The sequence below is a fragment of the Oribacterium sp. P6A1 genome (assembly GCF_000702885.1).
In the GTDB taxonomy this organism is placed as follows: Bacteria; Bacillota; Clostridia; order Lachnospirales; family Lachnospiraceae; genus Oribacterium.
On sequence record NZ_JNKO01000044.1, the window covers coordinates 1 to 14,183 of the forward strand.

The window sequence follows — 14,183 nt, forward strand, 5'->3', positions numbered from 1 at the left end:
ATTACAGGGATTCCCTTTTGCTTTTCGGCATTGCATTTACGGAGTAAGTTACCTACCTTAAAGGTTGAAATAAAATCCGAAACTGAGCAATTAATTTCTTCCTCTGAGTGCTGTCCTTGTGGTAAGATATGCATATGGCGTAAGTCCTTTCTTGGTAAATGTTTTGTGGTAAATTCATTATACCTTATTTGAAAGTGACCTATGCCTTTTTATTTGTCTAATGTATAGAGTTTTCAAGGTGCATCACACCTTTTGGGTGTGGGAAGTTTGAGTATTTTATTAATCAAAGTTCTTTAATATTAATTAACATTGATGAATAAAACAATAACGTAATAGTTCAAGTCAGGATGTGAGAGGATGATTTCCTGGATCTCCCAATTTTCAGAAGCAAAAACGGCAACCCATTTAACTTCGTAATTGTAGGACTTCAGGCTACACCTTTAACACCTGCTGCATCTTAAATCATCGTAACTCACTAGATACATTTTCTAAGCGCGGTTCTAAAGACCGCGCTTTTATTGTCCAATTAAATACTTTGTTGGATTTCATAACTTCTCTTATTCCCTGTTAAAAAAGCGTCGAGATATACAGGTGATGATATAGCTATTTTGTTGTCATTTTTATAAAACATGACAACAAAGCAGTACGTGAACTGATTTATGTAAAGGCAATTTTTATCCACTTCATTTTATAACTCCGCCTTTATATGATGCATCATTTTAGAAAGATAGGTAGTAAGTATGAGGAGAAAATTAAAAAAGACGGTGACGCTGCTAACGGCGGTGACCCTCACCATTTCGCATGTACCGATATCTGCCTTGGCTAACGTGGAAAGTAAAAAAATCAGCGGTGATCACAGCAGCGAAACCAATGAAGATAATGTGGATGAGGTTGAAGAAGGTGCAACCCTGGGTACAAATGAAGGTATCATCACTGATAATAACGGTACGGTCATCAATAATGGTACGTCAGAATCTGGGGGAAGCATCCAAAATAATAATTCATCTGTTACTAACAATAACGAAAAAGGCTCTGTGGACGTCAACACCGGCACCATCGATAATAATGACGGTTACGTAGGTATCAACCTTGGTGAAATCAAAAACAACAACGGTGACATAGGCACAGACAAAGGTTTTGTCGATGAGGATGAATTTGAAAACACATCCGTAAACCATGGATACATAGAGAATAATAATTCTGACCTTGGAAAAAATGCAGGTCCAGACGATAGTTATGATATCGAATATTATTTTGATAAATCCACAGAAATCGATTCACTCACAGAAAACTATACCGGCGGAGAGATAAAAAACAACAACGCCAATATCGAATTAAACAACGGTAAAGTTACAAATAATAAAGGCTCAGTAGAAATAAATGGTTACACAGGTTCCATAGAAAATAACTACGGTAACGTCTCATACAATGCTTATGAAGGTTCCATAAAGAATAATTACGGCAAAGTCGGATACAATGATGGCAAGATAATAGAAAACAAAAAGGAAACCGGTCAAATTGGCTCAAATTTCTATGAAGTAGATACCAACAACGGAAGCATAGATAATAACTTCAATTATGTTGAAACCAACAACGGAATTATAGATTATAACCTTGACTATATTGAAACCAACAACGGAACCGTAAATAACAACATGTCTTATGAAGATGACGATGGAACTATATATATAGGTGAAATCGACAAAAATACCGGTAAAGTCATCCAAAACGATGGTTTTGTTTATGTAAATGATGCAACCGGTGAAATAGTTAATAACGCCGGAATGGTAGACATAAACGCCGGCACAATCGATAACAATAACCCTAATTTTGAAGATGTTAGCGGAGTAGATATCAACATAGGCACCATAAAGAATAACAACAAAGGTGCTACCGTTGGATATGATGAAGATGAAAACTACGGCAATTTCGGCATAATCGAAAATAATAATTCAGAATTATATTTCAATGCAGGTGAAAATGATGCCGAAAACATTGAAGCTGATCTGAAAAAAAACAGTTTGGAACTTCCGGATGATTTTTCCGGAGCCATAGTACGTACAAACAACAGCACCATTGTAATAAATAACGGAACTATAGATGTCAACAGTGCAGCCACCCTTAACAGCAAAGGGAAAGTTGCATCCAAAGGTATAGTAGAAAACAACAATGGTAAAATCAATCAGAACGGAGGTTTCGTAGAGACCAATAAAGGTACGGTTCTTAAAAACACAGGAGAAGTAAAAAACAATTCAAATACAGGTATTGTTGCCAATTATGAAAATGGTGTTATACAGAAGAATACCGGTACTGTATACAATTATGGCGGTAAAGTAGTGGATAAGGCTACCGGAACAGAATATTTTTCAATTTCCATAGTAACCGGAGAAAACATTACTGCAGATAAGGGTAACAGTGGATTAAAGAAATACGATGGTGCAGAGTGGTTAGGTCAGAAGGGAGAGGAAACTGCTTATACAGAGATCATTATTTCTCCAGCCACCAACTATGAAATCAACTCAATTACAACTCCTAAAGGTGTTACAGCAACAAAATTATCAGACGGAACCTGGTCTTTAAAGATAGCTTCTGGAACAAATATCACCATAGATATCCCGGATGCATCACGTAAAAAATCCGACCCGGATATCCCCATTAACAATGACGACTCAGGTTCTGATAACGAATCATCCTCTGGAAGCGACGGTCAGAATTTGAACAACGTAACCATTAATCTCGGACAGAAAACTAATCAGGAAATCCTTTTATTAAATAATGCTGTCACACAACCCTTAAAAGACAGTTTAGGAAATCCAATAGAGGCAAATCTTCTTGATGTACTTAAGCCGATAGCTAATCTGTCAACAGCCATAAATTATTTTCCTGCTCAGGAAGGATTAAGCCTCAGTTCCGATAATGTTATCGTATACGGTGAGATCAGCCTTGATGCTTTGTTCAAGAACACAACTTCATCAGATGTCAATGTTCCTGTACAGGCAAATGTTGTTGTAGGTAATTTCTATGAAATACTCCTTAATAACAATAAGGTTGTGACTGTGCAGTGCCTTACTGATGGAGAACTGCTTATTCCGGTAGGAAACGGTACCGGAAACCTGGTATTCATTGTTCTCGGCAAGAAGATGGCTCCACCTATTCAAGCAGAAGCACCTACTCAAGAGCAAGCACATAATACCGTAATGGGTGCTGAAATCGGAATGGCAGCGCTATCAGCAGGTAATGATTTTACAGGATCAGCAACAGAAGGATTATCTCCGGCATCTAATGTAGGCGCTGACGGAACATCTTCATTTGCACAAATGGGCGGTGGATCAATGAGGCAGGAAACCGGCTGATTTTAGATTAATCCATTAAAAAAATCCGCTGACATAAAACTCCCCTGTAACGACTTCCTGACAGAAGTTCATCACAGGGGAGTTTCTTGATTTTTATTTTTGATATATGTGAGATCACTCTAAGCAGAATGATTCGATGTCAGGTTTTACCGCTTAACACATCATCCTAAGCTCTTAGCACTGCTCAAGATTAAATCCGAAGTATCTTGCAGAGTTGTTGTAAGAGATACCCTTGATAATTTCCTCAAGTGCCTTCTTATCGTATGGATACTCACCATTCTCTACCCAGCCGCCGATGAGCTCGCAAAGGATACGACGGAAATAGTCGTGACGAGTGTAGGAGAGGAATGAACGTGAGTCTGTGAGCATTCCGTTAAAGTTTCCAAGTGTTGACAGGTTAGCGTAGTTGATGAGCTGATCTGTCATGCCCTGCTTGTGATCATTGAACCACCATGCAGCACCCTGAGTGATACGGTTCTGTACAGGAGCTTTAACGAAACAGCCACAGATGGTGTTGATGGTTGTGTTATCACAAGGATTCAGTGAGTAAAGGATGGTCTTAGGAATCTCGTCAGTAGCTGAAAGAGCATTGAAGAATGCTGCAAGCTGGTCAGCAGGAGCGTAGTTGTCAACTGCATCGAAACCTGTATCAGCTCCAAGCTTTCCATACATATCAGCATTGTTATCACGGATACAGCCGAAGTGAATCTGGAATACCAGATCTCTCTTGTTGTACTCCTTTGCAAGGAACTGCATCTCAGCTGTTCTGTACTTTGCGCACTCAAGATCTGTAAGCTTCTCGCCCTTGAGACCCTTCTTTAAGATCTCATCAACCTCTGCATCTGCAGCAGGAGCGTACATAACATAACGAAGAGCATGATCGGTTACAAGGCAGCCCATAGACTGGAAGAAATCAAGACGGTTCTTGAGAGCCTCCTTAAGAGATGCAAAGTCCTTGACCTCGATGCCTGATCTCTCTGAGAGCTTCTTCATGTATGAAGGGAACTCAGGCTTTTCGATGTTTGTAACCTTGTCAGGTCTCCATGCAGGAAGAACCTGAACATCAAATGTAGGATCATCCTTGATCTTCTTGTGCCACTCGAGAGTGTCGACAGGATCATCTGTTGTACAGATAAGAGTAACATTGGAAGCCTTGATAATGTTTCTTACGGACATAGACTTCTGATGAAGCTTTTCGTTGCAGAGATTCCAAACCTCCTCGGCTGTGTCTCCGTTGAGATATCCCTCATATCCGAAATACTTACGGAGCTCAAGATGAGACCAGTGATAAAGCGGATTTCCGATAAGCTTAGGCATGGTCTCTGCCCACTTCTGGAACTTCTCACGATCAGACTTGTCACCTGTGATATACTCCTCAGGAACACCGTTTGTTCTCATCTGTCTCCACTTATAGTGGTCGCCTCCCAGCCATACCTGGAAGATATTATCAAACTGACGATCCTCAGCGATCTCCTGAGGGTTGATATGGCAGTGATAATCGAGAATAGGAGTATTCTCGGCATAGTCATGATAAAGCTGCTTTGCTACATCTGTTGAAAGCAGAAAGTCCTTGTCCATAAATGGTTTCATTATAATTACCTCCATAAGCATCATATATATTTGAAATCGGTCATCCGATATCAAAATCTGGTCGTAGATCTCTTTACAAGTCTGGTCTTAACCACCGTTTTATTTGGCACTGAAACTTTAGCGGCAGCACCATTCTCATCGAGAGGAGCATTCAAAAGCTTCATAAGCGAATCGCAGGTCTTCTGGCAGACCTCCTCAAGCTTTGCATCAACACTGGTAAGCTCCGGGGTTGATGCTTCGGCAAGCTTTGAGTTATTGTAACTGACTATCTGTATATCCTCAGGAATACGTAATTTGTGGCTGACAGCGAATTTTACCGCGCCGATACCTGAGGTATCCGAGGAAGCTATGATAGAGTCAAATGCCTCCTTCTCGTATTCAGCGGCGAGAAGCTCAGCTATTTCACCGTAGGACTTCTTTCCCTTGACAATGCGGAGATTCTCCTCCGGGATACCGCACTTTTTCGCCCCGGCTTTTATTCCTTCGATTTTCTGTTCTCCGGAAAAACTGTCACTGGAATAAACGTATATTGTTTTCCTGGCCCCTGACTCATGAAGCTGTACAAAGGCATCCTTCATGCCGCCCTTATCGTCACTTCTCACTGAATAGATTCCATCAGCTTCTATACAGCCGTTTACCATCATAACAGGATGTTCCTTCGCCCCATCAATGATGTACTGATTATCCTCGGGATTCTTCTCCACATACTTTGAGCCTGCAAGGATAAAGGCATCAACCTGTCTTGATTTCAAAAGCTCAAAGCTCGCTTTCTTTGTTTCAAGATCATAACCTGTGCAGCACAGTATAGAGTTATAGCCATTCTTTCTGAGATCCGTCTCAAGATAGTAGATGGCGTTGGCAAGATATATATCCGATGAGTCGGAGCACATGATTCCGATGGTCTTCATAGAACCACGGCCCAACCCCCGTGCATAAGCATTGGGCGTATATCCGTACTCGTCGATAATGTCCATGACCTTTTTTCTGGTTTTTTCCGAAACATTATCTGCTCCGTTGATAACTCTTGATACGGAAGCAATGGAAACACCCGCTGCTTTTGATATGTCGTAAATGTTCATTAATTTATATCCTTTTTAAATATCTGTAAGCGGTTACATTTTAGCTTGATTATAACCAACTCGTGTTATAAAATCAATGCATTAACGAAATTTTGAGAAAAGTGTTTTCATCACACAAAGGAGCAGAATCATGAATTTTCCAAATCGTTCTTTTGACCTTGTAACCATGGGACAGCTCATGCTTAGACTTTCACCTCCCGGTAATGAACGTATAGCAAGAAGTGATGTATTTGAAAAAAACGTCGGTGGTGCAGAACTTAATGTTGCCGTCGGAGCATCGCTTCTCGGACTTCACACAGGAATCATCTCCAAGCTGCCTTCACATGATCTCGGTCAGTTTATGAAGGGAACCATCCGAAGCTATGGTGTGTCCGATGACTTTTTTATCTATGACAACTCTCCGGATGCAAGAGTGGCTGTTTACTTCTATGAGTACGGAGCTTATCCCCGTAAACCCCAGGTCATCTATGACAGACGTAATTCCAGCTTCTTTTCCATAACACCTGAGGAGATAAATCCGGAAGTTTATAAGAATACCAAATGCTTCCACACCTCCGGCATCACACTGGCGCTTTCACCGGAGATAAGGAAAACTTCCATAGAAGCCATAAAGAAATTCAAAGAAAACGGTGCACTTATTTCATTTGACGTAAACTTCCGGGGAAACCTCTGGACAGGAGATGAAGCTAGAGACACCATCCTGGAGATACTTCCTTATGTAGACATTTTCTTCTGCTCGGAGTCTACAGCGCAGCTCACATTCAATAAAAAGGGATCCTGTCACGACATGATAAGAAGCTTCACAAAGGACTTCCCGATAAAGGCTGTTTTTGCAACTCAGAGAACAGTTCACAGTCCTAAATGTCATGACTTCGGTTCTCTGGCTTATGATGCGGAAAGAGATATGTTCTTCGAGGAACCGCCTTATGAGAACATTGACGTAGTCGACAGAATCGGTTCCGGAGATTCCTATATCTCAGGTGCTCTTTACGGACTCATAAGTTCAGGCGGCAACGTACAGGAAGCAGTGAAGTATGGCAATGCCACATCTGCCATGAAGAACACCATTCCGGGAGATCTGCCGCAGAGTAATCTTAAGGAAATCGATGCCGTAATAGAGGATCACTACTCAACAGGTTTCCATAGTGAGATGAACAGATAATATATATTGTCAGAGGGGGACAAATATGAAACTTAAAAAAAGAATAGTTACAGGAACAGCGCTGGCATTGACAGCATTGGCATTATGCTCATGCGGAAGTTCACAAACACCGGAAGCAACCACTAAAGCTCCGGCGGAATCCGAAACTTCAGAATCCACTGCAGCAGAAACAATCGCCGCCGAAGAGAAAGAAAAAGAGTCAGCAACAGTTGTTTACGAGAGTAAGGACGGATGGTCAGTAAAGTATGACAAGAATCACTTCACCGTAAATGAAGGAAATGACATCACAGGTTTTGTATATTCAGGAGAGTCCTCAGGATCAAATCTTGTGGAGATAAGCTACGTTAAAGATAAACAGCCTGAGGAAGTCCTTTCAGAGATTACAGAATCCTGGGGAGATCCTGATAATATCACAAGAATCGAAAGCTTCTTCCCCGGAACCCAAGACAAATGGGGTTACTGGCGTGTACTTGATGGCACAGAAAGCGGTTCAGGTCTCAGTGAAACAGCCATCGCAGGAGAATACAACGGAGGCGTGCTTCTTTTCGACATAACAACCCATGCAGAAGATGGTGAGGATACAGCTGTCAGCGATTGTATTTCAGACCTTATCAACTCAATATCCTATGATGACTTCAAGCCACAGACCATGTATGATCACGTGCCCGGCAGATACACCAGAACTTACGAAGAAGAGCTTGATGGTAATAAGGTATCCTGTGAGTACTCTGTCACACTTAATGAGGATCACACGGGTATTCTCAGCATACAGGACGATATAGAGGTCCTCTGGGGAAGCTGTGAATTAATTCCGACTTCCGGCGGCGACAAAATCGAATACACCATCGAGGGAGATAAGCTGATGCTTAACCAGGACGGAGAGTGGATCACTTATACAAAGAAGGACTGATTCATGAAAGTTTAGACAAGACAGAAGATTTCGCCGAAGCTATATTGGATACATTTTAGAAGGTAAAGTTTCGGCGTAAAAAAATAATTCCGCCCGGTGTTGACACTTTTGATTTAACGTGCTAAAGTACCTTTAAATTAATAACAAAAACCGATGACAGAGAGAAGTAGTTTATCTTTATCGTTTCAGAGAGCTGCAGGTGGTGGGATTGCAGTACGTGCGGATAGGTGAATGGCCTCTGGAGGGTGCTCAGAAAGACATTTATCATGAGTCAAGTATGCGGCAACGGGTTCTGCACCGTTATCAGGCAGCACATATGCTGGTATGTGAAAAGTGACCTTTATTTAAAGGTAATATGAGTGGTACCACGGATTTAAACATTCGCCTCATACGGAGAGTAATCTCTGTATGGGGCTTTTTTAGTGTATAAGTCCAGTATCAGGCGGCTGTAAATACTGCAAGCTCGCTTGCAAGTATTTACAGACATCTGATACGACAACAGAAATCGAGAATAAGCGCGATAGCGCGGATTCGAGATTCCTGTTAGGATTGCAGGAGTTGCGTAGCAACGAAGCAATCCGCAGGACTTATATTTCTCTAGTATCACAATGGCGCTCCAGTAAAAACGAATCATTACAAATTGACGTAACAAAATTGGAGGAAAAACAAATGAAGAAACAGTTAATCGCAGCATCTATGGCAACATTTATGGCAGCATCACTTATGGCTTGTGGCGGAAGCTCAACACCTGCATCCACAACGGCAGCCGCAGAAACCACAAAAGCTTCGGCAGATAGTACAGCTCAAGATTCCACTGATAAGAAAGAATACAAAGTCGGTATAGTCCTTTTCATGGATCATCCGTCTCTCAATCAGATAAAGGACAATGTTGCCTCTGAGCTTGACAGACTTTCAGACAGCATGGGAGTTACTTTCAATTATGCGGATTACACCTTCAACGGTCAGGGTGATGCCAGTGTACTTAACCAGATTTCAAGTGAACTCATTTCAGATGAAGTAGACGTGATCATTCCTATCGCAACACCGGCTGCACAGGTGGTTCAGGCTGCAGTAGAAGATAAGGGTATCCCTGTAGTATTTTCAGCGGTTTCAGATCCTGTAACAGCCAACCTTGTTTCTTCCATGGATACTCCGGGAGCAAACATTACCGGAACATCGGATGCGCTTAATACAAATGCCATCATGGACCTGATGCTTGCAGTAAATCCCGACACCGATTATGTGGGTCTTCTTTACTCAAACTCAGAGGATGCTTCCAAGCAGCCTATAGCAGATGCAAAGAAGTATCTTGATGAAAAGGGCATCAAGTACATCGAGAAGACCGGAACCAAGACTGATGAGGTTCAGGCTGCCGCAGACGCTCTCGTAGCTGAAGGTGTTGATGCCGTATTTACACCTACCGACAATACCATCCAGCAGGCAGAGCTCGGAATCTACGAGAAGTTCCTGGATGCAAAGATTCCTCACTATGCAGGCGCAGACAGCTTTGCACTTAACGGTGCTTTCATGGGTTACGGTGTTGATTACGCAAATCTCGGCACAGCAACCGCTGATATGGTGGCAGAGATACTTGTAGACGGAAGAGACACCTCTACATTCCCGGTTCAGACATTTGACAACGGTATCGCTACTGTCAACACAGATACCTGCGAGGCCCTGGGTCTTAAGCTTGAGGATGTAAAGAGCTCCATCGGACCACTCTGCACACAGGTTGTGGAGACAAAGACAGAGCAGGAGTTCTCAAAGTGATTTATAAAATCATCCTTCGTCATCACCCTCAGGTATATGTCGAAGAGTACTTTAATATCAAAAGAATGTGAAATATAATACTAAAGACATACAGAGTTTAGCTCATTATGTCTTAACAAATGACAAAGCAGCTTCCCGGATAACACATCGGGAAGCCCTTTTGTTGGTATCAGTAAGTTTTAGGAGGAAACACCATTGACTGGCTTTTTAACAGCAGGCATAATCCGCACCGCACTTGAGGTGGGACTCATTTATTCCCTTGTAGCTCTTTCTCTTTTTATCAGCTACTCAATCCTGAACATCTGTGATCTTTCCACAGACGGCTGCTATACCCTGGGATGCGCAGTTGGCGCCATCGTCACCATAGCGGGACATCCTTTCCTTGCGATTCCCGCTGCAATGCTGGCAGGAATCTGCTCCGGATATGTGACAGCTCTTCTTCAGACAAAGTTCGGAGTGGAAAGCATTCTCGCAGGAATCATAGTGAACACAGGACTATACACCGTAAATCTCGCGGTCATGGGTTTCAGTTCCAATGTCTCCATCTTCGGCACAGATACCATTTTCTCTATCTTCAAGAATCTGAATTCATCAGGCTTCTGGAAAGACTGGTGCAGCCTCATACTTCTTACAGCAATAGTGGTCACAGTTTGTTTCCTTATCAAGTGGTTTCTGGGAACGACCCTTGGTCTCTCAATCCGTGCAACAGGAGACAGTCCGGCCATGGTACGTGCTTCATCCATAAACCCGCTTTTCACCATAACAGTAGGTCTCTGCTGTTCCAATGCTTTGACCGGTCTCGCAGGCTGCCTCATCGGACAGTACAACAAGACCTGTGATATCAATCTCGGAACAGGTATGGTCACCATCGCTCTTGCTTCTCTTGTAATCGGTGAGACCCTCATGGGAAAAGGAAGGATGATGTTCAGAATCCTGGGAATGGTAGTAGGTTCTTGTTTCTACCGTTTCATCATCTCCATAGCCCTCCGTCTCAATGTCCCTACAGAGGCCTTCAAACTGGTTTCCGCAGTTATCGTTGCCATCGCCATCGCAGCGCCACGGGCAAAGCAGCTCATTGCCTTCAAGCATAAGCAGATGCAAGCCTTCCAGGAAAGAAAAAACATGAGAGGAGACAAGGCAGATGCTTAAGATAGAACACGTTTTCAAAACTTTCAACACAGGAACAGTCAACGAGAAAAAGGCATTGACCGACCTTAACCTGGAACTTAATGATGGAGATTTCGCCACCATCATCGGCTCCAACGGCGCCGGAAAGTCCACCATGTTCAATGCCATTGCCGGTTCCTTCTACACAGACTCCGGCTTCATAGAGCTGGACGGAGAGGATATAACCTTTACTCCGGAGCACACCCGCAGCCGCTATATAGGCCGTCTGTTCCAGGACCCCCTCATGGGAACAGCTCCTCATATGACTATAGAGGAGAACCTTTCTGTGGCATACCTCCGTGCCAGTGAGCACAAGAGAGGTATTTTCAGCCATGTCTCAAAGAGTGACAGAGATAAATTCAGAGAACAGCTTTCACTTCTTGATATGGGTCTTGAAAACAGAATGAATACCCCTGTAGGACTTCTTTCAGGAGGACAGCGTCAGGCTCTGACACTTCTCATGGCCACCATGGTTACGCCAAAGCTCCTGATGCTTGATGAGCACACTGCAGCTCTTGACCCTTCGACAGCTGCAAAGGTACTTGATCTCACAAAGAAAATCATTAAAGAACGTAACATCAGCTGCCTTATGGTAACCCACAACATGAACCAGGCTCTGGAACTGGGAAACCGCACCCTTATGATGAACAACGGAAACATCGTATTCGATGTAGCAGGAGAGGAACGTTCCCACATGACCATCAACGACCTTCTGAATAAATTCGAAGAAAATGCAGGAAAGGCATTAAACAACGACAGAATCCTGCTTTCCACAAAAGAAGGGGTATAAGTTATAAAAACAATAATAAATTAGCTTAGTGCAGAAGTCCCGTTTTGTTGTAATGGGACTTCTGTTTAGTTATACTTAAACTATCATTAAGATTCCAAAACGGGAGGCAGTTATGATCAAAAAACATTTTGTCATCACTATCGACAGACAGTATGGTTCAGGCGGACGTGTAGTTGGCAAGCGTCTTGCTGAGGATTTGGGCATTCACTTTTATGACAATGATATTCTGAAGCTGACTTCAGAGCGTGCAGCCATCGGTGAACAGTATTTCCGTCTGGCTGATGAAAAAGCCGGCAATAACATTCTCTACAAAATCGTGTCACATCTGACACCGGACATCTCAAGCCCTAAGCTTGATGAGAACATCGTTTCTCCGGAAAACCTTTTCAGATTCCAGGCAGATGTCATCAGAGAGATAGCAGCAAACGAAACCTGTATCATCGCCGGACGCTGCAGTAATTTCATTCTGTCAGAAGCAAAAATGGAAGACCATGTCGATTTCTTTGTTTATGCCGATGAGGAAACACGTATAAAGCGTGCCATGGACTACGACAAGATAGAAAGAGACGAGGCTGTTAAACGTATCAGAAAGATCAACAACGAGCGCAAGAAGTACCATAAGTACTATACTGCACATGACTGGATGGATCCCGACTGCTACGACCTCATGATCAATGCTTCACGCATCGAATATGACGACATGGAACGACTTATGAAAGACTACTTACGTATGAAGGGATTTATCGACTGATGAACAAGACTGTAAATGGCATTGCAAGACCACTCCGCGGGGAGCTCACCGTTCCCGGGGACAAAAGCATTTCCCACCGTGCAGTAATGCTTGGAGCACTTTCCGAAGGAACAACACATGTTAAAGGTTTTCTGAACGGAGCCGATTGCCTCTCCACCATAGGATGCTTTAGAAATCTCGGAATAGATATAGAACTTAGTGAAGATGAGACTGAAGTAACCATCCACGGAAAGGGTCTGCAGGGGCTTAATGCCTGCAACGGCACTCTGGACTGCGGAAATTCAGGTACCACAACGAGACTAATTTCCGGTATTCTTTCTGCCCAGAATTTCGACTCAGAGCTTACTGGAGATGAAAGTATACAGAAGCGTCCCATGAAGCGTATCATGAAACCCCTCGGTGAAATGGGGGCAGATATCACTTCGGTCCGCGGTAATGACTGTGCACCTTTACACATCCACGGAAAGCCTCTTCACGGCATAACTTATGAATCTCCCGTGGCCAGCGCACAGGTGAAGTCAGCCATACTTCTGGCAGGTCTTTATGCCGACGGAACAACTACAGTCATTGAGCCTGCATTATCAAGAGACCATAGCGAGCGTATGCTCACTGCATTGGGTGCTAATGTTTCCACTCGTAAACTTCCGGATGGAAGAGCAGAGATAAGCATTGAACACTGTGATAAACTGGTTGCCCCAAAGGAGGTTTTGGAGATTCCGGGAGACATTTCTTCTGCGGCTTACTTTATATCCGCAGCACTTCTGGTACCCGGATCTGATGTGATAATACGGAATGTCGGCATCAACCCTACAAGAGACGGCATCATCGAAGCATACCTCAGTATGGGGGCAGACATCACATTTGAGAACAAAAGACTTTCAGGCTCCGAGGATGTTGCAGACATTCATGTGAGATACACAGAGGGGCTCCACGGTGCAGAAATAGGCGGTTCCCTTATTCCCAGACTTATTGACGAGCTTCCTGTTATAGCAGCAGTGGCAGCAGGCGCTTCCGGAAAAACTTATATCAGGGACGCAGCTGAGCTTAAGGTAAAGGAATCAAACCGTATAGCAGTTATGGTTGACGGTCTCGGAAAGGTTGGTATCAAAGCCTCGGAAACAGAGGACGGTATGATCATCGAAGGACAGGGCAGTGCTCTTTCTCTTAATTCGGCAGAGATAGACACCCATAAGGATCACCGCATAGCCATGACCTTCGCTGTTCTGGCACTTGCAGGATCAGGGAGTACAGAAGTGACTCTAAGAGATGCAGATTGTATCAATATCTCTTATCCCACATTCTACGAGGACCTTGGGAAGCTTTGATTCCTAAGCATAGGGAATTTATAACCTCTCTGCATATAACTCATATATGCTGGGAGGTTGATTTTTATCAGAAGAGTGAACACAGCGTTATATCGTCATCCTAAGCGATAACTAAATGTAATATCAAAATAATGTTGACATTCATGCGGCTCTCTGATAAATTATTCAAGTCGCATAAAGCGCGAACACAAATGGCGGATTGGTCAAGCGGTTAAGACGCAGCCCTCTCACGGCTGAATCCCGGGTTCGATTCCCGGATCCGTCACTTTGAAAACTTAATTTACTT

At 43.2% G+C, this 14,183-nt stretch carries 10 protein-coding genes, 1 tRNA gene and 1 other annotated feature; of the genes, 9 read left to right on the plus strand and 2 right to left on the minus strand.

Going from position 1 to position 14,183, the window contains the following annotated elements; genetic code table 11:
• Positions 1–740 precede the first annotated feature (740 nt).
• Positions 741–3,353 carry a hypothetical protein gene (locus tag T515_RS14880; RefSeq protein WP_155988402.1) on the plus strand — a complete coding sequence of 871 codons (2,613 nt, stop codon included), beginning with the start codon at positions 741–743 and terminating at the stop codon, positions 3,351–3,353.
• 174 nt (positions 3,354–3,527) lie between these two features.
• Here T515_RS14880 and uxaC read toward each other — a convergent pair whose 3' ends face one another.
• Together uxaC and T515_RS14890 are read right to left on the minus strand one after the other, a co-directional pair.
• Positions 3,528–4,943, minus strand: coding sequence for a glucuronate isomerase (uxaC, locus tag T515_RS14885; protein WP_036612934.1), 1,416 nt, complete (start codon positions 4,941–4,943; stop codon positions 3,528–3,530).
• A 50-nt stretch (positions 4,944–4,993) separates the two neighbouring features.
• Positions 4,994–6,022, minus strand: coding sequence for a LacI family DNA-binding transcriptional regulator (locus T515_RS14890; RefSeq protein ID WP_036612937.1), 1,029 nt, complete (start codon positions 6,020–6,022; stop codon positions 4,994–4,996).
• Positions 6,023–6,152: 130 nt separating this feature from the next.
• On the opposite strand from T515_RS14890, the gene T515_RS14895 reads away from it, so the two are divergent.
• From T515_RS14895 to T515_RS14930, 8 genes are all read left to right on the plus strand, one after another.
• Positions 6,153–7,184 carry a sugar kinase gene (locus tag T515_RS14895; protein ID WP_036612940.1) on the plus strand — a complete coding sequence of 344 codons (1,032 nt, stop codon included), beginning with the start codon at positions 6,153–6,155 and terminating at the stop codon, positions 7,182–7,184.
• Between the two features lie 25 nt (positions 7,185–7,209).
• Entirely contained in the window at positions 7,210–8,094 is an 885-nt protein-coding gene (locus tag T515_RS14900) for a hypothetical protein (protein WP_036612941.1), read from the plus strand.
• 144 nt (positions 8,095–8,238) lie between these two features.
• Positions 8,239–8,486 (plus strand) — a binding site (T-box leader).
• Between the two features lie 277 nt (positions 8,487–8,763).
• Positions 8,764–9,864, plus strand: a complete 1,101-nt coding sequence (locus T515_RS14905) for an ABC transporter substrate-binding protein (RefSeq protein WP_036612942.1) — start codon at positions 8,764–8,766, stop codon at positions 9,862–9,864.
• A gap of 195 nt (positions 9,865–10,059) precedes the next feature.
• A complete protein-coding gene (locus T515_RS14910) occupies positions 10,060–11,013 on the plus strand; it encodes an ABC transporter permease (RefSeq protein WP_036612943.1) in 954 nt (317 codons plus the stop codon).
• A complete protein-coding gene (locus tag T515_RS14915; RefSeq protein WP_036612944.1) occupies positions 11,006–11,821 on the plus strand; it encodes an ABC transporter ATP-binding protein in 816 nt (271 codons plus the stop codon). The genes T515_RS14910 and T515_RS14915 overlap by 8 nt, the downstream gene beginning before the upstream one ends.
• Positions 11,822–11,933: 112 nt before the next feature.
• Entirely contained in the window at positions 11,934–12,572 is a 639-nt protein-coding gene (locus tag T515_RS14920; protein ID WP_036612945.1) for a cytidylate kinase-like family protein, read from the plus strand.
• Positions 12,572–13,897 (plus strand): 3-phosphoshikimate 1-carboxyvinyltransferase, encoded by a 1,326-nt coding sequence (aroA, locus tag T515_RS14925; protein WP_036612946.1) that lies wholly within the window; start codon positions 12,572–12,574, stop codon positions 13,895–13,897. The genes T515_RS14920 and aroA overlap by 1 nt, the downstream gene beginning before the upstream one ends.
• 193 nt (positions 13,898–14,090) lie before the next feature.
• Positions 14,091–14,162: transfer RNA gene (locus tag T515_RS14930), tRNA-Glu, on the plus strand.
• The last annotated feature ends 21 nt before the right edge of the window (positions 14,163–14,183 follow it).